We start from the raw sequence: 21,356 nt of genomic DNA, 5'->3' as shown, positions 1-21,356 counted from the left end.
TTCCTCCGTGATGTGAGTGATGGTGGGCGCTCGGCTAGGAGCCGTTCGCCTGAATGGTTTCTTTGGCGTCGCGAGTTTGGTCCTGAAGGTTGGAGGCTGCGTGGGCCCCTTCGTCCTTGACGGCTTGCGCTGAGTCTGTGGCTTTCTGCTTTACTGAGTCGACGGCGTCAGTAAGGGGATCCTTCAGACCTGACGCCACCTGCTTGGCGGCGGCGGTTGCCTCGGTTACGAGCGGTTCTGCCTTTTCCTTCAGCGCGGACGCAGCCTCTTTCTCTTTCTCGCTTGCTGGAATAAGCGACGCCGCGAGCATGCCGGCTCCGAAAGCGATCAGTCCCGCCGCAAGGGGATTGCCCTGCGCCTTCGTTGTGACGGTCTGAGGCGTGCCCTGAAGAGCGTCTCCGGCGCGATGCACGGCTGAATCGACGGAATCCTTGACGCCGTCAATTGTTGTGTCACCGTTCAACCCGAGGTCGGCGCGGGTCTGTTCGATGTCGGCACGGATTTCTTTGGGTACTTGGCTCATGGGGTGTGCTCACCTGGTTTCAGGGTAGGAGGGATTTCTTTGACGGTTGCGGCAGTGGCTGGCACTCCGCAAATGGCTTTCATTTCCTTCTTGCCCGAAGGGCAATGGACAGGTCCCGGGTTACATCACCGAGGAGGTCCCCCAGCGACTTCTTGTCATGCTCCTGGGTGCGGTAACGCTCGTTGGTAGCGATGAAACGGAGGAACTCATGGCCGTGGGCCGGCTTCCGGATTGTCGGTGTACGCTCCCACGCCCGCCGGCGGTGCGTCCGCAGCCCACACCACGCCCGCGTCACTGCTGCTCGCGGTGCCACCCAGCGGGGCGGCAGGAATCGTCGGTGGATGCACAGGAGCAGGGCCCAGGTCCTGTGGTGAGGACCCGTTACCGGCCGTAAGACCCCGGGCCAGGCGCCCGGCCAGGAGGCCCGCACCGGCGGCAACGAGCAGGAAAGCTCCGGGACGACGACGGGCGAAACCCGTGACCTCGTCGAGGAGGGAGCCGGGATCGCGGCCGTCGAGCCATCCGGCCACGGCATCGGTGCGCCGTGCTGCCTGCTGCGCCAGGTCCTTGGCCAGTCCTTCATCGGTACTCTCTGCCATGGAGGAGAGCTCATCGCTGATTGAGCGGATGCCATCCGTCACCTTCTGTTGTTGGCTCCCGGCCTGGCTCTTCAGGTCGGAGCCGAGCTGTCCGAGGAGGTCCTTGGCCTGAGCGCCTGCCTCCTGGGCTACGTTCTTCACCTCAGCGCCGGCTGTCTGTGCGACGTTCTTGGCCGCATCGAGACCTTCATGCCCAACGTCAGTTGCTTCCTGCTTCACCGCGGTGGTGGTCGAAGGCGATTCCGGGGTTCCGTTGTCGGGAACGGGAGGGGTTGATGTAGCCGGTGCTACCAAAGGATCTTGTGACCAGTCAGTCGTCATTGCATCCATCGATTCTGTTCGGTGCTGTCCCTTGAAGAACAGCAGGTGCTCGGAAGATCCGGCGAACCGGATGTGAAGCTGGCTTACTAATTGCAAGCTAAGCATGCTTATTGTCTCTACACAAGAGCGCAGAACCGCATGACTCTGCCTACGGGACGCTCACCGGGGAAGATGTGGTGTCGATCCTCTTACGCTGTCGCAGTCAGTAGACTGGGTGAAGCATCCCCGAGTCGCGTGGGGATGGGCATCGCCGTGGTAGGTCAATAGGGCGCGTATTTGTCCGCGCCCTATTGTGCGCCCGCGACCGCAATCGGTCGTCGATAGCGCCGCCTGCCGCACGTCGCCGGCTGATCGCGGCTCCAGATAGACCTCTAACGAAAGCAGTATTCACGTTGGCCCACCTGCTCGGTGCTGAGAACATCAGCGTCACCTTCGCCACTCGGACTGTCCTGGACGGCGTCACCCTCGGACTGGAGGAGGGCGACCGGATCGGCATGGTCGGCCGCAACGGTGACGGCAAGTCGACCCTGATGCGCCTGCTCGCCCAGCGCACCACGCCCGACGACGGCCGCGTCACCAAACGCCGCGACGTCACCGTGGGCTACCTCAACCAGAACGACGTGCTCGACGGCGACCTCGACGTCGGTGCCGCCATCGTCGGCGACCAGGCCGACCACGAGTGGGCCTCCAACCCGAAGATCCGCGACGTCATGGGCGGGCTCGTGGCGGAGGTGGACTGGCACGCCCGGGTGTCCTCGCTCTCGGGTGGGCAGAAGCGCCGCGTGGCGCTGGCCAAGCTGCTGATCGGGAACGACGACGTCATCATGCTCGATGAGCCAACCAACCACCTCGATGTCGAGGGTGTGGCCTGGCTCGCGGAGCATCTGAAGCAGCGCTGGCGTCCCACCGAGGGCGGGCTGCTCGTGGTCACCCACGATCGCTGGTTCCTCGACGAAATCTCCACCCGCACGTGGGAAGTCCACGACGGCATTGTGGACGGGTTCGACGGCGGTTACGCCGCCTACGTGCTCGCCCGCGCCGAACGCGACCGCATGGCCTCCGTTGTCGAGGGCAAGCGCCAACAGCTCGTGAAGAAGGAACTCGCGTGGCTGCGCCGCGGCGCCCCCGCGAGGACGTCCAAGCCGAAGTTCCGCATCGAGGCAGCCAACGCGCTGATCGCCGATGTCCCGGAGCCGCGCGACTCGCTCGCTCTCAGCAAGCTCGCCACCGCCCGATTGGGCAAGGACGTGCTGGACCTTGAGAACGTCTCGCTGGAGCTGGGGGAGAAGCCCCTGTTCAAGGGAATCACCCTGCGGCTCGCCCCGGGCCAGCGCCTCGGGATTGTCGGCGTCAACGGCGCCGGCAAGACCACGCTGCTGCGGCTGCTCAATGGGGAGATGGCGCCGACGTCGGGCCGGCTGAAGCGCGGCAAGACCGTGCAGACGGCGATCCTGTCGCAGGACGTGCGGGAGCTCGACGACGTCAATCACCTCCGCGTCACCGAGGTGATTGAGCAGGAGAAGCGGGTGGTGTCGGTCGGCGGGAAGGAAGTGTCGGCGAGCCAGCTTGTGGAGCAGCTCGGGTTCACGAACCAACGGCAGTGGACTCCCGTCGGTGATCTGTCCGGTGGCGAGCGGCGGCGTCTGCAGCTCCTGCGCCTGCTGGTGGGGGAGCCGAACGTGCTGATGCTCGATGAGCCCACCAACGATCTCGACACCGATACCCTCGCCGCGGTGGAAGACGTGCTGGACGGCTGGCCGGGCACGCTCGTGGTGGTCTCGCACGACAGATACCTGCTGGAGCGCGTCACCGACACGCAATTGGCGCTGTTGGGTGACGGCAAAATCCGCGACCTGCCCGGAGGCGTGGATCAGTACCTGCAGCTGCGCCGCGCGGCAGACTCCGGTCAGGGCTTGGCCGGCACTCCGCTTTCAGCGGACGGCAACGGTACGACGGCGGCAGCCGGTTCTGCTGGCCCGTCGCCGGAGGAGGCCCGCCAGGCGAAGAAGGACCTGACGCGCATCGAGCGGCAGATGACCAAGACCAGTTCGCAGATCGAGAAGATCAACCAGCAGATGAGCGACGCCGGCAGCAAGGCAACCGTCGACTTCGAGAAGATGGCCGACCTCGACGCGAAGCTGCGTGAGCTGCAGGGGGAGCAGGAATCACTCGAGGAGCAGTGGCTCGCGGCCGCGGAGATCCTGGGGGAGTAGCGCCCACTGCGCCACCGAGCCCGCACTTGCACCTAAGTACTAAGGGTGCTTACCTTGTAGATAGTAAGGGAGCTTCATTAAGGGCCTTACTTGCCGAACAGAAGTTGCCAGACATTTATCCGTATCAAGGGAGAGCATCATGACAACAGCAAACACACCCGCCGCAGGTGACAGAACAAGGACGGATATTCAGAAGGCCGCGACCGCGGTCGGCGCCGTTTTCCTGCTTGTCGGGGTCCTTGGATTTATCCCGGGCATCACCAGCCAGTACGACCAGATGAGCTTCGCGGGTCACGACTCCGAAGCGTTGCTGCTTGGAATCTTCCAGGTCTCAATCCTGCACAACATCGTCCACCTGCTCTTCGGTGCAGCCGGTCTTGCCATGGCTCGCACCGCTGCCGGGGCACGGAACTACCTGATTTACGGTGGTGCCGTGTACCTGATCCTCTGGATCTACGGTCTGGTCATCGACCAGGACTCGGCCGCCAATTTTGTGCCGGTGAACGGCGCCGATAACTGGCTGCACCTGCTCCTTGGTGTAGGAATGATCGCCCTGGGTCTGCTGCTGAGCCGTAACCGCACCCGGACGACTCATACCAGCCACTAGACGATTGCGTCCGCGTCGGCCGGTGCAGGGGTGCAACAATCCTTTGCGCCGGCCGAAGGCCTTTAACCCGCCTCTGTTGGAGGAATCGATTCTCACAATGCTGTCTCTCAGAAGCGCCCCCCATGTCGAACCTTGATGAGTGGCCCACTGGACGCCTGATGTTCACCGCCGCACGGTTAGTCGAGAACGCTTACAACGAGGAACTCGCCGCCTACGGAATCACCTATGCCGCGCTCACCATCCTGTCGGTGCTCGCAGTCCGAGGGGCTCTGTCACAGAACCAGCTCGCCACGGACTTGAAGGTGCAGTCCCAGACGCTGGGGAAAATGGTGGACGCACTTGTTCGGAAAGGCCTAGTGACCCGCACCCGTCATTGGCGCGATCGCCGAAGCCACCTGGTCGACATCACACCGAACGGGCTGAACATTGTAGAAGATATCGCTGCACTCGAAGAGAAATTAGAGCAAGCTGGTGCTGCGCGGGAAGCTACCCTCAGAGATCACGCTCAGATGCTCATCCGAACCTTCGATCGAGAACGGTACATACCCTGAAACGGTGTGACACCGGAGCTTAGAAGGCTTTCGCTTCCGCCCGCGGTTCCTCCAGACTGTGATCGTCCTGTGGCCGGGGTTCAGGTTCTACGCGCGCATCCCTATGTGTCAACGCGGAGGCTGGACTTCCTAGCTTGGCGGTGCCACTATGGCCGCATAGCGGGCGGTCGCTCGGCAACAGCGCTCTGGAGGGGGAGGAGTAGTACCCATGTCTGCGCCCGTGGATGTGATCCTCGAGCAGATCTCCTTGTCATCGATAGCTCAAGAGTGACTGACACAAGTAGGTGACGATTGACTGGCACATCGATGACGCCGCACCCTGGTCAGCACCGTGCGGCAGCGTGGGCTCGCCGCCACCGGACCGCGGTCGGCTTTGTGGGTGCTGCGGCGGCAGCAGGTTTAACTGCGGTTTGGCTGGTAGTAGTGCCCGAGAAGGCTGATCAAACAACTGGGTTGCAGGAATTCGCCATTCGCTGGGGACACCCGCTCTGCTGGGTTTTTCTGGCGGTGGTGGGGGTTCTCTTTGCCCTCGATTCACCTAAGCGGATTCGTGATGGGTTTGCCTGGGCTGCGGCAGGTTCCTATGCAGCCTTCTTGGCCGGGATGGTGTTGTGATGCCCCCGGAACGCAATATCGGTTCGACGTAGGATTGCTGCTCCGGAACTCGCAGCGGGGGAGATCCCGGGGAAGTAGAGCGCCAGTCACCTGGGTAGGTGAGTAGGGGATCATCGCACGGTGTTAGGACCTATCGAGGAGCGCGCTAGGTCCAGAGTCACCAATCCGGGTGACCCGGGGACGTTGATCCGGAGGGCGGCGACGTCGTAGCGTCCTGTTCCCTCAAGCTCCGGGTAGGGGTCTGGCGCTACCCAGGCAGGATTTGAACCGGACATCTCCGCTGGGTCTGGCTGGTTTTGTGCATTGGCCACCAGTGAAAGGACGCTGTCGCCGCCAAAGAGTTCCGCTAGTGCGGAGGAAACCAACGAAACCAGCGGATCGGCCAGAGCGTGCAGGTCGGTTCTGAGGCCGGTGACCAGCGGCTGAAGATTGTGGTCTAGAACCCCGGCAAGGAGCGGACCCAGAATCTGATTCGACGCGAAGCCAGCCAGACTCTTGGTAACACCATCGACCACGCTGCAAAGGGAGCCGACGAGGGTGCCGGAACAGACTCCGGAAGCAGTCACATCTACTTTTATGTCGCCCTGTCCCGCCCTCAGTGCTGCCAGGCTGACTCCTGTCCCGGTGGTCGAGTCTCCAATGGAGATACTAAGCATGCCTACTTCGACGGGCAGCAGCCCGTTCATCAGCTTGAGCGGCAAAGTAATGCTGAGCTGTACTTCGATAGCGTCCAAACTGTGTTCGATCGCCGTCAAGACCCGGACGGTCCATTCGTCCAGTGTCGATTTCAGGGCGTGCGTCAGCGCGTCCAAACCCGTGTGGTTGATCAGCAACTGAGTATTGGGAGCCAAACCGTTCAGGCCGGCCGAATCCTGATATTCCGGGCCTAGCAGCGCAGCCAAATCTACGATGACAGTGCCTTGCTGCGGAGCGATAACCACGGTTCCCTGCGCATTGCTAATCGGCTCCGTGAGGAGAGATCGTACTGCGGAAAGATTTATGGTGAGGCCTAGGTCCGCCACCATGTTCTTCTCATCCAGCAACAGCGCGCCGAGCACTGGTCCCAGCCCGCTGGGGCCGAGGACGAGATCTGTTGTTTCGTCAATCGCCCCGGTAGGGCCGCCCAGCTTTGACACCGTTGACTCGAGGTCGCTTAGCCCGGCATTCGTTGTGGAGGTGAGACCTCCGACGAGGGGAGTCTCCAGCTCGGCCTCCACACCCGCAATCGCGTACTGCCGGCTCATCGCGGAATAGATGTTGCCTTGCCAGTCGGCCGTGCACTTGTCCAGTTGTGCCCTGCTGGCCACCGCTCCGATGCCGAGGCGTACGTCCGTGAGGTTGGTGATAGCGGCGCCCGTGCCTTCGCCCAAGACCAGGTCCAGGACCGTGCCCAGTTCAAGTGTGGCGAAGCGCGGGAGCTCGGGGTCTGTTTCGGGGTGCAGGTCGATGCCGCCGGAGTTGCTGACCGTGCCGGCCGCGCCCGCGGAGTAGCCGGTCTCCTTCGCCTGGCCGAACTGATTGATCATGCCCGCTTCGGCTCCCAATGGAAGGACCAGCACGCCCGTGAGCCCGGCGTTGGCCGACTGTAGCGCCTCGACATTCAACGGGTTGGCGTAGGCATCATCGCCGAGTCCTGTTGCGTTCTGGGGATCGACGCTCGACTCTATTCCGTCATGAGCAACGACGACGTCCTGCACCCCTGCGAGCGTGTCCAGATCTGTGCCGAGCACCTCACCCCCAAGTAGCTTGCCGGCCCCTCGGGTTGTTGCATTGTCGGTGGTCGCGCAGTCGAGCGTGCCGACGGCGGCATGGTTCCATTCACGGTCGGTCCAGCTTGCGGCAGAAGTGGGAATGATGAGGGTGCCGATAAGGGCGAGCCCGGCAGAAGCGGCAACAGGCCCACGCAGTGGCCTCATGACTCCACCCCTTTGTGCTTTCGGAAACGGACGGCGATTCCGGTAACGGCAAGCAGCAGGCCGAGACCACCCAGTCCGAGGAGGCCACCGGCCCCGGTATCTGCGAGCGGTGTGCGCGGAGGGTATGAGGTTGGAGGCGCGTTGGTGACGTTCTCGGCATCACCGAGCGCGTTGAAGCCCAGCCCGAAAGTGGCGGCGCTGTCCTGGAGGTGGTCGGGCAGGTTCATCGGCATGGTGAACCTCGCGTGGATGTACACGCCCTGCTCCGCTGACAGGAAGCCCAGGTCATGCACCCGCTCAGGATCGATGACGTTGAGCGGCGCGTCGACGATGCGAATCGCGCCGGAAGCGCACTGTTCCTGTATCCACGGCTGACCGCAACGTAGCAGCGTGAGCTGAGCACCGGCGTCGTTTTCTGCCAGGGGTCCGGCCGAAACTATTTGTAGGCTCAGGGGGCCGGAGAAACCCACCTGCAGCTTGGGCGTGACAGTCCATGCAACCGAGTCGCCCGGCGTGAGGTCCTTGAATTTGAGTGGATAGGGGGAGACCTCCAGACTCAGGGGACCATCCGTGGTGTTGACGACAGCCAGCGCATGCTCCTGAGAGGTTGCATCCTCTGCGCTGGCAGGTAAGGAACCCATGAGGCAGGAAAGGAGCAGCACTCCCGCTGCCCGTAGAGTCATTGCCAACATTCGAGCTAACTTTCGATCGGTCTGGCTAGGGTGTTCTTGCCTGCCGGCCAGAGCACCCACAGCACTAATGAGCTGAACAGCACGGTCAGTACGCCCATGCCCACTGGAGACCGGACGAACTCGGCCATTTGACCGCCCCACGGGACGCCGACGATCATCAGACCAACGCGCTCGACCAGATACGGGTGGGGATCGTCCGTCTCATTGGCGTCTCCGCGCAGCGTGAGCGCGATTCTGCCGCCGGTCTCAACTGAAGGCGGAGCGACGGCGACCACCCGGTGTGTCACGGGGCGGTGGTCCGGGCGCTGGACCATCACCACATCGCCGGGCACGACCTCGGCTGCGGGAGTGTCCTTGACCACCAGCAAGGCGCCGGCGGGCAGGCTCGGAGACATGGATCCAGTTACCAGTCGCACAGTGTGCAGGCCGGCCACAGGACCCACCACAGCCACCGCAACAACCAGAGCTGCAATGGCCATGGACACGGCATAGAGGATTCCGGACCGGTCGATGCGATTGTTGCCCCGGTGCCTGGGCTGTCGCCTGGTAGTGACGCTGAAGGGAGCCACGAATTACTTGGAGATGGCCTCGAAGTTCCAGACTGGGGAGGCAGCCTGGCCCTGAAGTTGTTTATTGGCAGCGTTGGCTTCGGTGTTTGGCAGAGTGAGAGCGAAACAGAGAGTTTCTTCGTTGCCGCTGTCGGCCTTTAGTTCAAATTCGCGTTCTTCATCTACCGCGTTCAAAGCAGAACCGGCAGCAACGATTTGCTTGCCTTCAGTAAGACTCTGAGCGAGACCCACAGCGTTACATGCCTGAGGGCCGCTGACCCGACCCGCCTGATACGTGAGCGCGCTGTACAGCAACTGGGAAGAGCCCTCAAGCGGAGCCTCAGCGTTCAGCGTCAGATCACCGGCGTCCGAACCGCTTGCCGTCCTGAGGCGAACGAATGCATACACCGTTTCGCCCGGTACCAGCGACGACGCTTCTGCGCTGAAGTCGATTCGGCCGCCCGGACGTGTTTCCCTATCGGTCCAGGAGGTAGCGTCAGCGGTAACGTTCTGCTGTACATTGAAGCTGCTTGTGCCGATGAGCCCAGGGTCTGCGCCCGCGCCACCAAAAATCCATTCAGTGTCGGTCCAGGCTGCGAGCGAGGTGACGGTGGCCCCTGCCACCAGGACGAGTCCTGCGGCAGACAGCGCTATAGCCTTTTTTTGAGTTGCCTGGCCATGATGGTTGCCCATTTGATTCCCCCATTTGTACGTTCATCCGCCAGCGACTATCACGCTGGCAACATCCAATAACGGCAGGGGAGATAAACCCGGTTTCCCCAACCGCGAAGTCCATTGATGAATATTTCATCTCCCAACTATGTTTTCGGCCCAAACCGCTCAAATTATTCTCAACTTTTCTTCAAGATTCCGTTTGAGAAAAGGGGAGCGGTAGCTGGCGGCACCATGGGGAGAGCGCCGCAGGCGTGGAGGGTCCAATCTCTTAGACCCTCCAGTCCCGAACTGTTGCAGGACGCAGGGAAGGTCCGGCATCGAGATGCCGGACCTTCCTTTCTACCTTCCGCTATGCTTGGCGCCGACGGAGAACGAGCACCAGACCTGCGCCCAGCAATGCCAGTGCGAGAGTTACGGCGCCACCAATCTTCGCTCCGGTGTCCGCCAGCGGCTGTCCGCCCTTAGCCGGTGTCTTGTCGGCGTCGTCCGTGACCGGATTGCTGCCGCCGTCGTCCGTCACCGGATTGCTGCCGCCGTCGTCCACGACCTCTACGGGCACGTAGGTGACTGTCACCTGAGCTTCTACGGTGTTTCCGCGGGTGTCGGTCACCGAGTAGGTGATCGGCGTCGGGTTACCGGTGAAGCCGTTAGCCGGGGTGAAGGTGATCGCGCCGGTTTCGGTGTTCACGGTCCAGCTGCCCTGTCCGGCTACGACCAGCTCGGTGACGGGGTTTCCTTCACCGTCGATGATGCGAACGCTGCCGGGGTCCAAATCGCCCTGGTCGTTGCCGATGACGTCGACGGTGACCGGGGTGCCCTGCTTATTGTCCAGTGACTCGTCGTTCGCAGCTACCGGGGTGTATGCAACGGTGATCTCGGCCTGGACGGTGTTTCCGCGGGTATCGGTCACCGAGTAAGTGATCGGCGTCGGGTTGCCGGTGAAGCCTTCTTCCGGCGTGAAGGTAATCGCGCCGGTTTCGGTGTTCACGGTCCAGGTGCCCTGTCCGGCTACGACCAGCTCGGTGACGGGGTTACCTTCACCGTCGATGATGCGAACGCTGCCGGGGTCCAAATCGCCTTGGTCGTTGCTGATGACGTCGACGATTGCCGGGGTGCCCTGTTCGTGGTTCTCGGACTCGTCATCGATGGCGATGGGCAGGTAGGTGACTTCGACCTCAGCCTCCACGGTCTTTCCGCGGTTGTCGGTTACCAAGTAGGTGATTTCCGTCGGGTTGCCGCTGAAGCCTTCTTCCGGTGTGAAGGTGATGGCACCAGTGTCGGTGTTTACGGTCCAGGTGCCTTCGCCGGGAACGACGAGCTCGGTGACCGGGTTTCCTTCGCCGTCGATGATGCGCACGCTGGTTGGGTCCAGATCGCCCTGATCATTGCCGACGGTGTCGACCGTCACCGGTGTGCCCTGCTCGTTATCCTCGGACTCATCATCGGTTGCAACGGGCAGGTAGGTGACCGTTACGTCAGCTTCGACTGTGTTGTCCCGGGTATCGGTCACTTCGTAGGCGATCGGTGCTGGGTTGCCGCTGAAGCCGTCCGCCGGCGTGAAGGTGATGGCGCCGGTTCCGGTGTTGACCGTCCAGGTGCCCTGGCCGTCAACCACGAGCTCGGTGACAGGGTTGCCTTCGGCGTCGAGGATGCGAACACCGGTTGGGTCCAGGTCACCCTGGTCATTAGCGACGACATTGACCGTCACCGGTGTGCCCTGCGCGTTGTCGAGGTCCTCGTCATCGGCAGCTACCGGAAGGTAGGCGACGGTGACGTCCGCCTCTACGGTGTTGCCGCGGGTATCGGTCACCGAGTAGGTGATCGGGGCGGGGTTGCCGGTGAAGCCGTCGGCCTGAGTGAAGGTGATGGCGCCGGTGTCGGGGTTCACCGTCCAGGTGCCTTGGCCATCAACCACGAGCTCAGTGACGGGGTTGCCTTCACCGTCGAGGATGCGGACGCTGGCCGGGTCGAGCGCGCCTTGGTCATTGGCGACGACATTGACCGCCACCGGTGTGCCCTGGGCGTTGTCGAGGTCCTCGTCATCGGCAGCTACCGGAAGGTAGGCGACGGTGACGTCCGCTTCTACGGTGTTGCCGCGAGTATCGGTCACCGAGTAGGTGATCGGGGCGGGGTTGCCGGTGAAGCCGTCGGCCTGAGTGAAGGTGATGGCACCGGTGTCGGGGTTCACCGTCCAAGTACCTTCGCCGGGGACGACGAGCTCGGTCACCGGGTTCCCTTCGCCGTTGATGATGGACACGGTCGAGGGGTCCAGGGCACCCAGGTCGTTGCCGACGACATCGAGGGTCACTGGTGTGCCCTGCGCATTGTCCTCGGACGCGTCGTCGGTAGCGACGGGCAGGTACGTGACCGTTACGTCAGCTTCAACAATGTTGTTCCGGCTGTCGACTACTTCGTAAGTGATCGGTGTCGGGTTGCCGCTGAAGCCGTCGGCCGGGGTGAAGGTGATGGCACCGGTTTCAGGGTTCACGGTCCAGACGCCCTGGCCGTCGACCACCAGTTCGGTGACGGGATCGCCGTCACCGTTCAGGATTGCCACGGCGGAGGGGTCGAGGTCGCCCTGATCATTCGCGAGGACATCGAGCGTCACCGGTGCGCCCTGCGCGTTGTCGAGGTCCTCGTCATCGGCAGCAACCGGCACGTAAGCGACAGTCACTTCTGCTTCTACGGTGTTGCCGCGGGTATCGGTTACCGAGTAGGCGATCGGCGCCGGGTTGCCGGTGTAACCATCCGCCGGGGTGAAGGTGATGTCCCCGGTGGCCGGGTTCACGGTCCAAAGGCCCTGACCTTCAACGGCCAGTTCCGTGACGGGGTTGTTCTCCCCGTCGATGATGCGGACGGTGCTTGGATCGAGATCGCCCTGGTCGTTGCCGGCTACGTTGACTGTGACGGCCGAACCCAGGATGTTATCGAGATCCTCATCGTCAACTGCCACTGGCGAGTAAGCGATGGTGACCTGAGCGTCGACGGTGGTGTCGCGGGAATCAGTCACCTGATAGGTGATCGGTGTCGGGTTGCCGGTGAAGCCTTCGGTCGGTGTGAAGGTGATTGCACCGGTTTCGGGGTTCACCGTCCACACGCCCTGGCCGTCAACGACGAGTTCGGTGACCGGGTTGCCGTCACCGTTGACGATGGAGACGCTGCCCGGGGTCAGGTCTCCCTGATCGTTTTGGAGGACGTCGAGCGTCACTGCCGAGCCCTGCGTGTTGTTCAGGGACTCGTCGTCGGCTGCGTCCGCGGGAATGGGCGCGTAGGTGACGGTGACCAGAGCGTCAACGGTGTTGTCGCGGGAATCAGTCACCTGATAGGTGATCGGTGTCGGGTTGCCGGTGAAGCCGTCCGCTGGGGTGAAGGTGATTGCGCCGGTCTCGGTGTTCACCGTCCAGGTGCCCTCCCCGTCAACAACGAGTTCCGTGACGGGATCACCCTCGCCGGTGATAATCCGGACGCTGTCGCGTTCCAGGTCACCCTGATCGTTTGCGACGACGTCCACGACAACGGGGGTGCCATTCACGTTATCCAGTGATTCATCATTCTCTGCTTGGGCCGGAGTCAGAGCGGTGGACGTGAAACTGCACGCGACGTTCTGCACTCCGGCCGGAAGAGTGAACTCACCCACGGTGCCGCTGCCGGACGCAATAACCGCGCCGGTGGCAGGGTCGATGCACTGCCATACGGTGCTGTAGTTGTTTGGATCGGTTGCACCTTCGGGTGTCTGCTCAATCGTATAGGTCTCACCCGGCAGGAGCAGGAGCGGTCCTACCGTGGCGGAAGCGTCTTCACCGACGGTGGTTGCGATGTTGCCTGTGCTGATACCGCCCCCGCCGATCGTGATCGTGAACTGGTCTTCGGGATTGACTCGGCCGCCGGGGAGAGTGACGGACGCCGAACCCGTGAAGGGCACAGCATTAGTTGCAAGGTCGGTGACTGCGACGCTCAGAGTCCGGCGTTCGAGGACGGCCCCGGTGATTGGATTGACCCGAAGGAAGCCGTTCTGTCCGCTGCCGGCGATGTAGAGGTAGCCGTCGTTGGCGAAAGCCATGGAATTGAGCGCCAGGCCGGAGCTGATGGAGGCGCCTACCCGGGTTGCCCTTGCCGTGCCAGCACCGAGCTGGCCCGCATCCACCCGGTAGAGCTGGGCAGAGGATGTACTACCCGACACGAAGTAGAGGTTTCCCAGGCTATCGAAAGCCAGGTCGCCGTTGCCGCCGGGGGCACCGTCGGCTGTCACAGCGATCGTGCTGGCCCCAACCACGTTGGTAGCGGGGTTGTAGGTGGTGAAGGTGAAGACGTTCCCGTTGGACTGGCCGCCGAAGTAGTACAAACCGGTCACCGGGTCGACACCGCCCATGGTGTTCGCAACCGCAGTGCCAGCACGGGAAGCTGTTTCCCAGGACTCTGTGGCCGCGGTGTACTCGTAGACCGTCGTACTCGTTGTGAAGAACAGCTTGCTTCCATCACCGGCGACGCCGATCTGGTTGAGCCCTGTCACGCGGCCCGGTGCGGTGAGCACGGTGCTTGTCTCACCAGTCGCCCGGTCGACAACGACGATGTTTGATGAGTTCGTTTGCGTCGCGTACATCGCCGACGCTGGGAACGGCTCCGCGGCGAAGGCCTGCTGAGGAATTCCTATCAGAGAACCTGCAAGTACTGCTGTGGAGAGAGTGGCTCCCCCGATTTTCGGGAATTTTCGGGCATGACTAAGAGACTGGTGAGACTCGGGTGACAACGATCTTCCTTCCAAAACAGGGCATGGCGCGGCCCCAATGCGCGTGTGTGAAAGCCGGTTTTCCCCCAAAACCAGGATCGCGGCCTGTTTCACTCTAATGCCACTGTGTAGGGCTTTTTCAACGCAGAAGATAACAAGTCGGATACGGTTCAAACTGGCACAGTGATCGGTCACTCCGAAGCGCGCGGGTCATGCGGGGACTAGGGCTCAGATTTCCCTAAGTTCCTTCCGCTGGCTCTCCCCGGAGGAAGCCCGCCAGGCGAAGAAGGACCTGACGCGCATCGAGCGGCAGATGGCCAAGACCAGTTCGCAGATCAACCGGGAACCCGGCGCCATTCCTCGGAAGGGCCCCTCTATGACATCGCCGCAGAAACCCCTATTGCGCCTTATTCGATCGATCCGCGGTGGCACGAACTGAACCACGCGGGAGGCTTGTCCGGCGATGACGCCGGCTTGAACCGTTTTGATCCCAAGCACTTCCTCTTGCTTGGCGGCGTTATCCCTGCCCGGCCGCGAGGCGACCCGTGTGTGGGCGATCTCCGCCATGAAGGCGAACATCGCGACGGGAAGCAGGCGACCAACATTGGTGGCCCATAGTGAATGTGGATTACTTTCCGACGCGGACCCGATTCCTCGACGGGTCCGGAGCAGCCGACAAACACACGATCGCGGTCGACTTCCTGCATTGGATCACGGGAAGGGTCCTCGCCACGCGCACGGTCGCCATCACGGCCGGCTGATCGTAGGGCTCAGAGCTGGTCTATTTCCCGCCAGACCTCCATCACCACAGCTCGGGCGAACTGCTCCGCTTTTTCGGGTTCCCTGTCGAGGATTGCGCGGGCAACGCCTTCGTGGTTGTCGAACGAGACCGGCGCCGGGTTGGCCGGTGAGAGGCCGAGATCGGTACGACCGGCAAGGACCTCGGTCACAATGCCGTGCAGTGAGGTGAGCATGTCGTTGCCGCTGGCTGCAAGTAGCAGCGCGTGGAAGGCGATATCGGCTTCGAGGTAGGGCTGCTGATTGCCCTCACCCTTCTCCCCGAGCGTCCGCAGTGTCCGGGCCAGCTCGAGCAGCTCATTGGCCACCTCAGGGGTTGCGCGGGTGGCGGCGAGGCGGGCAGCGGTGGGTTCGAGTGCCAGCCGCATCTCGGTCAGGCGGCTGAGTTGGGCGACGCGTTCGGATCCCATGAGTCGCCACCGGATGATCCGGGGATCGAGGACGTTCCAGGCGCTGACGGGAAGTACCGTGATGCCGACGCGCCGGCGGGACTCGATCATGCCCATCGACTCGAGGATCCTCATCATCTCGCGGAGAACTGTCCTGGAGACGCCGGTTTCCTCCTCGAGCCGGGCAAGGGTGATCACGCTGCCCGTCGGCCTGATCCCCTGAGCAATCTCAATGCCGACGCGCTCAAGAACCGAGTTATGCAGTACGGGGGCAGGTGCCGCCGACCCGGCCTGCGCGGACGGCGCGGGCAGTGAAGACGCCGCACCATGCAAAGATGTCACCTTTTCTTGCTCCTGCATTGAAGTGTGTGCCAGACTACGAGGCGAATCGTCATTTCGCCCTGCCTGGGCCCCGGAAATCAATGGAGAATCGTATGGAGAATTTCACCCAGACGCTGGGGGCGGGGCCTCTACTGGGGATTGCCGCGGGCGCGATCGCCCTCATCCTCATATTGGTCATCAGGTTCAAGGTACACGCGTTCCTCACACTGGTCCTAGTCTCCCTCGTGACAGCGTTCGCCACTGGAATTCCTACCGGCGAAATCGTCAACGTGCTCGTATCGAGCTTCGGCGGAACGCTCGGATCTGTCGCATTGCTCATCGGTCTTGGAGCGATGCTCGGCAAGATGGTCGAACACAGCGGCGGCGCCAGGGTCCTCGCAGACAAGCTGGTCGGCGCCTTCGGTGAGAAGCGCGCCCCCTTCGCCCTCGGCCTCGCCTCGCTCATCATGGGCTTCCCCATCTTCTTCGACGCCGGCCTGATCGTCATGCTGCCCATCATCTTCGCCGTGGCCCGGCGGATGGGCGGCAACAACGTCCTGCTGTACGGTATCCCGGCCGCCACCGCCTTCTCGGTGATGCACGTCTTCGTGCCGCCCCACCCCGGCCCGGTGGCAGCCACCGAGCTTTACGAAGCGAACCTCGGTTTGGTGCTTCTCATCGGCCTGCTGATCGCCTTCCCGGTCTGGTACGTGACGGGTTACCTGTGGGGCAAGTTCGTTTCCTCGAAGTACGTCATTCCGGTCCCCGCTCTGTTCGGATCGATCGACAACGACCAGCCCGTCAACCCGCCCAAGGCATCCACCGTGGTGGCGATGCTGCTGCTGCCGCTGGTGCTCATCTTCATGAACACAGGTCTCGACTACCTGAACGCTGCCGGCGTCGTCAACGCCGATGAACAGGTCTGGGTACAGGTCCTGACCACTATCGGTTCATCACCGGTGGCGCTGCTGATCTCCGTGCTTGTCGCTACTGCCGTCCTGGGTCACCGTCGCGGTGAGAACGGCACGGCCCTGGAGAAGGTGCTGGATTCCGCGCTGGGTCCGGTGTGTTCCGTCATCCTCATCACCGGTGCAGGCGGAATGTTCGGTGGCGTGCTCCGTGCGTCCGGCATCGGTGACGCTCTCTCGGATTCGCTCGCAGAAGTCGGCCTGCCGGTTATCGTGGCTGCCTACGTCGTCGCGGTGATCCTCCGCGTTGCGCAGGGTTCGGCAACAGTGGCGCTGGTAACGACGGCGGGCCTCATGGCACCGGCTGTCCTGGCCGGCGGGTTCAGCCCTCTCCAGATTGCTGCCGTCGTGCTCGCCAGTGCTGCAGGTTCGGTCTTCGCCAGCCACGTCAACGACTCGGGCTTCTGGTTGGTCGGCCGACTCATGGGCATGGATGTGAAGACCACGCTGAAGACTTGGACCGTTCAGCAGTCACTCCAGTCCGTCGCCGGTTTCCTGCTGACCCTCGTTGTCTTCTGGATCGGCCGATGACGGCGAATACCTTCGACATCACCGGCCGGCTTGCGCTGGTCACCGGCTCCTCCCGTGGCTTGGGCTATGCCCTCGCCTCAGGCCTGGCGCAGGCAGGCGCGCGGGTTGTGGTGCACGGACGTGACCCTGAAGCCGTGCAGCGTGCCGCAGACTCCATCGGAGAAGCAACCGGTACGACGCCGGCGACCACCACGTTCGACGTCACCGACGCCGGTGCCGCCGCACAGGGCATCGAGGCGCTCGTTGCCGAGCATGGAGTGCCGGACATCCTGGTCAACAACGCGGGCATCCAGCGCCGCGCACCGTTCAACGACTTCGATCCGGCCGACTGGGACGCCATCGTCACCACGAACGTGTCCAGCGTCTTCTACGTTTCCCAGCAGATAACGCGGCGTATGGCCGAGCGCGGTTCGGGCAAGGTCATCAACATCGGTTCGGTCCAGTCGATGCTCGCACGGCAGACCATTGCGCCCTACTCAGCCACCAAGGGCGCCGTCGCCATGCTCACCAAGGGCATGGCGGCGGACCTCGCGCGTTACAACATCCAGGTCAACGCCATTTCCCCGGGCTACTTCGCCACCGAGATGAACCGTGCCCTGGTTGAAGATGAGGCCTTCAACTCCTGGGTGATCAACCGCACCCCCGCCCAGCGGTGGGGGAAGTTTGAGGAACTCGTTGGAACGCTCATCTACCTGTCGTCCGATGCATCAACCTTCGTGTCGGGACAAAACATCTTTGTTGACGGTGGGATGACGTCCGTCGTCTGACGCCGCGCTTGGCGGCCACCGTCGTCGTCAGCTGAAACAGTGGAAATCGAAGGAGAGCCACCACCATGAAAGCCCTCGTCATCAATGGGAAGCTCGACCTCGTCGAGACGGAACTTCCCACGCCCGAGCCCGGACCGGGGCAGGTCCGGCTCCGGATGGCCTTCGGGGGCATCTGTGGATCTGACCTGCACTACTACAACGAAGGCGCCAACGGCGAGTACGTGGTGCGCGAACCCCTCGTCCCGGGCCACGAAGTGTCAGGCACCGTGGATCTGGACCCCTCCGGGGAGTTGGCCCAGGGCACCCCTGTGACAGTCCATCCGGCTACCTTCGGGAACCCCGAACCCGGGATCGAGGACCGGCGCCACCTGTGGCCCGGCGGCGCGTACCTGGGCAGTGCGTCGACCCAGCCCCACACCCAGGGTGGTATGAGCGAGTTCCTGATCGTGGGCAAGGACATGGTCCGGGTGCTTCCGGAGGGCCTATCGCTGCGGCGGGCATCCCTGGCGGAACCACTGGCCGTGGGGTTGCACGGGATCACCGTCGCCGGCGGAATGCGGGGCAAACGCGTGCTCGTGTCCGGCTCAGGGCCGATCGGTCTGCTCGCCGCCGCCGCGTGCCTGGCTGAGGGTGCCGCTGAGGTCGTTGCGAGCGATGTGCTGCCGGGACCGCTCGAACGAGCGCGGCGCCTCGGTGCCCACGGCACCATCCAGGTAGGGGCCGAAGACATCCCGGCCATGGCGTTCGACGTCGTCCTGGAGTGTTCCGGCGTTCCCGCCGCCGTCAGTGCTGCGCTGGTGGCCGCGCGGCGGGCCGGCGTCGTCGTTCAGGTAGGAATGGTGCCCAACGAACCGCGGGCGATCAACCTCGCACCGCTGGTGTCCAAGGAGATTCAGCTCCGAGGGGCCTTCCGATTCAATGACGAGATCGACCGGGCCATCGAACTGCTTGAGGAGAACCCTGCCATCGAGGACGTCATCACGCATGAACTTCCGGCGGACAGGGCGCTTGAAGCTTTCGCGATGGCCAAGGATTCCGAGAAGTCCGGCAAGGTCATCGTCTCGCTGTGGCAAGACGAACGATGAGCACGCTGAGCGAGCACCAGGTGACAGGGGAGACCGGGAAGGTTGTCCTCGGGGTCGACCTCGGCACAACCAGTACCAAGGTGGTTGCCTTCCGGACCGACGGCACGCTTGAAGCGTCGCACTCCGCAGGCTATCCGCTGGATGAACCGCATCCGGGACACGCCGTGCAGGACCCCCAGCTCATCCTTGCTGCGGTGCTCGAATGCGTCCGTGAAGTTGTGGCCGAGGTGGGCGCGAACCGGGTTGCGGGGCTGTCGTTCAGTTCGGCGATGCACAGCCTGATCGGTCTTTCCCCGACCGGAAAGCCGCTGACCGGCGTAGTCACCTGGGCGGACACCCGCGCACAGGTTCAGGCGGAGCGCCTGCGTGCCTCGGCCGGTGGCCTCGCGCTGCACCGGCGCACGGGCACGCCGTTGCATCCCATGTCGCCGTTGCCGAAGCTGGTCTGGTTCCGGGAGCAGGAGCCAAAGCTGTGCGAGAGCATCGGCTTCTGGGTCGGCATCAAGGAGTTCGTCCTCTCAAAGCTATGCGGTGCCCTGGTCGTCGACTATTCCGTGGCCTCGGCAACCGGGCTGCTGAACATGAACACCCTTGCCTGGGATGAAGAGGCCCTCGCCATCGCCGGTGTGCAGCCAGAGCAGTTGCCGGAGGTGGTGCCGACAACCACCGTGCTGCCGGCCCTGACTGACGACGCCGCTGCCTGCATGGGCTTGCCGGCGGCGACACCGGTGGTGGTCGGCGCCGCGGACGGTCCCCTCGCTAATCTCGGCGTGGGCGCGGTTCATCCGGGTACGGCGGCGTGCTCCATCGGAACGAGCGGGGCAATGCGGGTTGCTGTGGAGCGCCCGGCCGTCGACCCGCTCGGCGGTGTGTTCTGTTACGCGCTCACGGCTACCCGTTGGGTGGTCGGCGGCGCGATCAACAATGGGGGAGTGGTGATGGGGTGGGCTGCTGATTCTCTCGCGCCTGACCTGGCCGACCCGCCGGAGGAGGAATTGCTCGCGCTCGCGGCGAAGGTTGCGCCCGGGTCCGGCGGGCTCCTGATGCTCCCGTACCTGCTGAGTGAGCGGGCCCCTCATTGGAGCTCGCTCCCGCGGGGGGCCTATGTTGGTCTCACCCGTGCACATCGCCGGGAGCACCTGGTGCGGGCGGCAATTGAAGGGGTGTGCCTCCAGCTGGCGCTGGTGCTGCATTCGATGCGGTCGGCCGGGCTGGAGGTGAACCGCATCCGGGCGACCGGTGGTGTGATGCGGAGCCCGCTGTGGCGGCAGCTGCTGGCGGATACGTTCGGGATGCCCGTTGAGTTCGCGAGCGGCCAGGAAGGGTCGGGCTTCGGTGCTGCGCTGCTGGGTATGGAGGCTCTGGGGCTAATCGAGTCGATCGACGTGGTTGAGGACATGGTCCAGATCGAGGAAACCGTGCGGCCGCACCCTGCTTCTGCCGCTGTGTATGCCTCCCTGCTGCCGGTCTTCTCCGAGCTGTATAACGCGCTGGTCCCGACTTTCACGTCCCTGCGTCGGCTTGCCCCGTCGCTGCCGATCGACCTCGCCGAAGATTCGGCTGGACCGGAGTAGCGCTGGATAGAATCGGGTGAACTGATCTCACCTTGGGGGATTCATGAAGCGCCTTTTGATTCCGCTCGTCCTTGTGATCGCTGTGACTGGCTGTACAACGACGACGCCGGACCGAGCTCCCGCCACGACCTCGGAGCAGGCGTCCGCACCGAACCCTGAAGCGATGGGTCCAGGCGATTATGCGTTTGTTACCCAGTCCGGTGCTGAGGGCGTGGTCTCGATCCCGTCGACAGGCGGTGCCACGAGTATCGCCGTCTCGGTCGACAACACCGCCGGCACGGACCCCGTGAGCTTGACCGGTGTGACCATCCAGGGGACGGACGGCCAGGAAATCCTCTACACGAACCCAGGGGGCGACGTGCCTCCCTTGAGCGAGGAGAACCTGGTGTTCACGGGCGAGGAGATCCCGTCAAGCTTCAGCGGCGTGTCGGTGCATGAGTTCGAGGGCTCGTCCGTCAACGCGGTTCCGGCCGAATAGGCAGGCTCTCGGCTTCTAGCCATTCAGCCGCGGCGGCCGACGTGCCGAGAGAGTAGTTCGCACTTAGCGCTGCAGGCTTTTCGCAAGGAGTCTCGGGCAATCTCTGAAGGTGCGCACTGTTGCTGCTGAAGGGCTGGTGAGAAGCATGAGGCTCATGAAAAGAACTGTTACGGCCATCAAACGGTTCCTTCAGAGAGTGCGGAACAACATCGTGATACTCGAAGGCCCGGACGAGTTCACTTACTGACACCCTCGTGGGTGGTTGCTAGGGCCGGCGCCGTTTCCTGAACTTGCTGCGTAGCTTGTTCCAGTCCAGAGACGTGAACCCGATATATAGGGCTATGGCGCCACCAATCAGCAGGGCCACCATGCCGATGATTGCGACGACGCCGGCGGCCCCGGGCCGGTCGATGTGGAATCCGTGAAGGCGAATCGCCAAGATGATCGCTCCTAAACCGG

General features: G+C 63.2%; 20 protein-coding genes. 10 read left to right on the top strand and 10 right to left on the bottom strand.

Features of this window, described 5'->3' with window-relative positions:
* Positions 1-34: 34 nt before the first annotated feature.
* Both AC5RU3_RS12110 and AC5RU3_RS12105 read right to left on the bottom strand, forming a co-directional pair.
* Positions 35-523, bottom strand: a complete 489-nt coding sequence (locus AC5RU3_RS12110; RefSeq protein ID WP_493965701.1) for a DUF3618 domain-containing protein — start codon at positions 521-523, stop codon at positions 35-37.
* A 206-nt stretch (positions 524-729) separates the two neighbouring features.
* Positions 730-1,539 (bottom strand): hypothetical protein, encoded by an 810-nt coding sequence (locus tag AC5RU3_RS12105; RefSeq protein WP_493965700.1) that lies wholly within the window; start codon positions 1,537-1,539, stop codon positions 730-732.
* Between the two features lie 296 nt (positions 1,540-1,835).
* On the opposite strand from AC5RU3_RS12105, the gene AC5RU3_RS12100 reads away from it, so the two are divergent.
* The 4 genes from AC5RU3_RS12100 (at position 1,836) to AC5RU3_RS12085 (ending at position 5,429) form a co-directional block, all read left to right on the top strand.
* The gene (locus AC5RU3_RS12100; protein WP_493965699.1) at positions 1,836-3,656 is read left to right on the top strand and encodes an ABC-F family ATP-binding cassette domain-containing protein; all 1,821 of its coding nucleotides are present in this window, start codon (positions 1,836-1,838) and stop codon (positions 3,654-3,656) included.
* A gap of 139 nt (positions 3,657-3,795) precedes the next feature.
* Positions 3,796-4,263 (top strand): DUF4383 domain-containing protein, encoded by a 468-nt coding sequence (locus tag AC5RU3_RS12095; RefSeq protein WP_309072816.1) that lies wholly within the window; start codon positions 3,796-3,798, stop codon positions 4,261-4,263.
* 122 nt (positions 4,264-4,385) lie between these two features.
* Complete coding sequence (locus tag AC5RU3_RS12090; protein ID WP_309072815.1) at positions 4,386-4,814, top strand: MarR family winged helix-turn-helix transcriptional regulator; 429 nt, start codon at positions 4,386-4,388, stop codon at positions 4,812-4,814.
* 423 nt (positions 4,815-5,237) lie between these two features.
* Positions 5,238-5,429, top strand: coding sequence for a hypothetical protein (locus AC5RU3_RS12085; RefSeq protein ID WP_493965698.1), 192 nt, complete (start codon positions 5,238-5,240; stop codon positions 5,427-5,429).
* Positions 5,430-5,539: 110 nt separating this feature from the next.
* On the opposite strand, the gene AC5RU3_RS12080 is transcribed toward AC5RU3_RS12085, so the two are convergent.
* From AC5RU3_RS12080 to AC5RU3_RS12055, 6 genes are all read right to left on the bottom strand, one after another.
* The gene (locus AC5RU3_RS12080) at positions 5,540-7,345 is read right to left on the bottom strand and encodes a choice-of-anchor G family protein (protein WP_493965697.1); all 1,806 of its coding nucleotides are present in this window, start codon (positions 7,343-7,345) and stop codon (positions 5,540-5,542) included.
* Positions 7,342-8,028, bottom strand: coding sequence for a hypothetical protein (locus tag AC5RU3_RS12075; protein ID WP_493965696.1), 687 nt, complete (start codon positions 8,026-8,028; stop codon positions 7,342-7,344). Before AC5RU3_RS12075 ends, AC5RU3_RS12080 begins: the two co-directional genes overlap by 4 nt.
* A gap of 14 nt (positions 8,029-8,042) precedes the next feature.
* Positions 8,043-8,606: a signal peptidase I gene (locus AC5RU3_RS12070; RefSeq protein WP_493965695.1), complete on the bottom strand. Its 564-nt coding sequence runs from the start codon at positions 8,604-8,606 to the stop codon at positions 8,043-8,045.
* A gap of 3 nt (positions 8,607-8,609) precedes the next feature.
* Positions 8,610-9,278 carry an acyl-CoA dehydrogenase gene (locus AC5RU3_RS12065; protein ID WP_309072639.1) on the bottom strand — a complete coding sequence of 223 codons (669 nt, stop codon included), beginning with the start codon at positions 9,276-9,278 and terminating at the stop codon, positions 8,610-8,612.
* Between the two features lie 331 nt (positions 9,279-9,609).
* On the bottom strand, positions 9,610-13,791 hold the full coding sequence (locus AC5RU3_RS12060; RefSeq protein WP_493965694.1) for an Ig-like domain-containing protein: 4,182 nt from the start codon (positions 13,789-13,791) through the stop codon (positions 9,610-9,612).
* Positions 13,792-14,214: 423 nt separating this feature from the next.
* A complete protein-coding gene (locus tag AC5RU3_RS12055; protein WP_493965693.1) occupies positions 14,215-14,553 on the bottom strand; it encodes a hypothetical protein in 339 nt (112 codons plus the stop codon).
* 56 nt (positions 14,554-14,609) lie between these two features.
* Between AC5RU3_RS12055 and AC5RU3_RS12050 the strand changes: the two genes are divergently transcribed.
* A complete protein-coding gene (locus AC5RU3_RS12050; RefSeq protein WP_493965692.1) occupies positions 14,610-14,747 on the top strand; it encodes a hypothetical protein in 138 nt (45 codons plus the stop codon).
* A gap of 9 nt (positions 14,748-14,756) precedes the next feature.
* Here the strand turns inward: AC5RU3_RS12050 and AC5RU3_RS12045 are convergent, their stop codons facing one another.
* Positions 14,757-15,515, bottom strand: a complete 759-nt coding sequence (locus AC5RU3_RS12045) for a FadR/GntR family transcriptional regulator (protein ID WP_493965691.1) — start codon at positions 15,513-15,515, stop codon at positions 14,757-14,759.
* A 92-nt stretch (positions 15,516-15,607) separates the two neighbouring features.
* Between AC5RU3_RS12045 and AC5RU3_RS12040 the strand changes: the two genes are divergently transcribed.
* From AC5RU3_RS12040 to AC5RU3_RS12020, 5 genes are all read left to right on the top strand, one after another.
* Positions 15,608-16,993 (top strand): GntP family permease, encoded by a 1,386-nt coding sequence (locus AC5RU3_RS12040; protein WP_493965690.1) that lies wholly within the window; start codon positions 15,608-15,610, stop codon positions 16,991-16,993.
* Entirely contained in the window at positions 16,990-17,760 is a 771-nt protein-coding gene (locus AC5RU3_RS12035) for a glucose 1-dehydrogenase (RefSeq protein ID WP_493965689.1), read from the top strand. The genes AC5RU3_RS12040 and AC5RU3_RS12035 overlap by 4 nt, the downstream gene beginning before the upstream one ends.
* 65 nt (positions 17,761-17,825) lie before the next feature.
* Entirely contained in the window at positions 17,826-18,845 is a 1,020-nt protein-coding gene (locus AC5RU3_RS12030) for a zinc-binding dehydrogenase (RefSeq protein ID WP_493965688.1), read from the top strand.
* Positions 18,827-20,419, top strand: a complete 1,593-nt coding sequence (locus AC5RU3_RS12025) for a gluconokinase (protein ID WP_493965687.1) — start codon at positions 18,827-18,829, stop codon at positions 20,417-20,419. Before AC5RU3_RS12030 ends, AC5RU3_RS12025 begins: the two co-directional genes overlap by 19 nt.
* Positions 20,420-20,462: 43 nt before the next feature.
* On the top strand, positions 20,463-20,897 hold the full coding sequence (locus AC5RU3_RS12020; RefSeq protein ID WP_493965686.1) for a hypothetical protein: 435 nt from the start codon (positions 20,463-20,465) through the stop codon (positions 20,895-20,897).
* Between the two features lie 265 nt (positions 20,898-21,162).
* Here AC5RU3_RS12020 and AC5RU3_RS12015 read toward each other — a convergent pair whose 3' ends face one another.
* On the bottom strand, positions 21,163-21,336 hold the full coding sequence (locus tag AC5RU3_RS12015) for a hypothetical protein (protein ID WP_493965685.1): 174 nt from the start codon (positions 21,334-21,336) through the stop codon (positions 21,163-21,165).
* Positions 21,337-21,356: the final 20 nt, after the last annotated feature.

Source organism: Arthrobacter sp. MDB1-55, from assembly GCF_059092925.1.
Note: the sequence above shows the minus strand (reverse complement) of the source record. Positions and strands in the feature narration are given on the sequence as shown.

Bases quoted from the DNA above. Each gene is read 5' to 3' on its own strand.
- AC5RU3_RS12090 (WP_309072815.1), top strand. From the start codon at position 4,386: ATGTCGAACCTTGATGAGTGGCCCACTGGACGCCTGATGTTCACCGCC.
- AC5RU3_RS12055 (WP_493965693.1), bottom strand. From the start codon at position 14,553: ATGGCGGAGATCGCCCACACACGGGTCGCCTCGCGGCCGGGCAGGGAT.
- AC5RU3_RS12030 (WP_493965688.1), top strand. From the start codon at position 17,826: ATGAAAGCCCTCGTCATCAATGGGAAGCTCGACCTCGTCGAGACGGAA.
- AC5RU3_RS12065 (WP_309072639.1), bottom strand. From the start codon at position 9,278: ATGGGCAACCATCATGGCCAGGCAACTCAAAAAAAGGCTATAGCGCTG.
- AC5RU3_RS12040 (WP_493965690.1), top strand. From the start codon at position 15,608: ATGGAGAATTTCACCCAGACGCTGGGGGCGGGGCCTCTACTGGGGATT.
- AC5RU3_RS12035 (WP_493965689.1), top strand. From the start codon at position 16,990: ATGACGGCGAATACCTTCGACATCACCGGCCGGCTTGCGCTGGTCACC.
- AC5RU3_RS12110 (WP_493965701.1), bottom strand. From the start codon at position 523: ATGAGCCAAGTACCCAAAGAAATCCGTGCCGACATCGAACAGACCCGC.
- AC5RU3_RS12075 (WP_493965696.1), bottom strand. From the start codon at position 8,028: ATGACTCTACGGGCAGCGGGAGTGCTGCTCCTTTCCTGCCTCATGGGT.
- AC5RU3_RS12080 (WP_493965697.1), bottom strand. From the start codon at position 7,345: ATGAGGCCACTGCGTGGGCCTGTTGCCGCTTCTGCCGGGCTCGCCCTT.
- AC5RU3_RS12095 (WP_309072816.1), top strand. From the start codon at position 3,796: ATGACAACAGCAAACACACCCGCCGCAGGTGACAGAACAAGGACGGAT.
- AC5RU3_RS12020 (WP_493965686.1), top strand. From the start codon at position 20,463: ATGAAGCGCCTTTTGATTCCGCTCGTCCTTGTGATCGCTGTGACTGGC.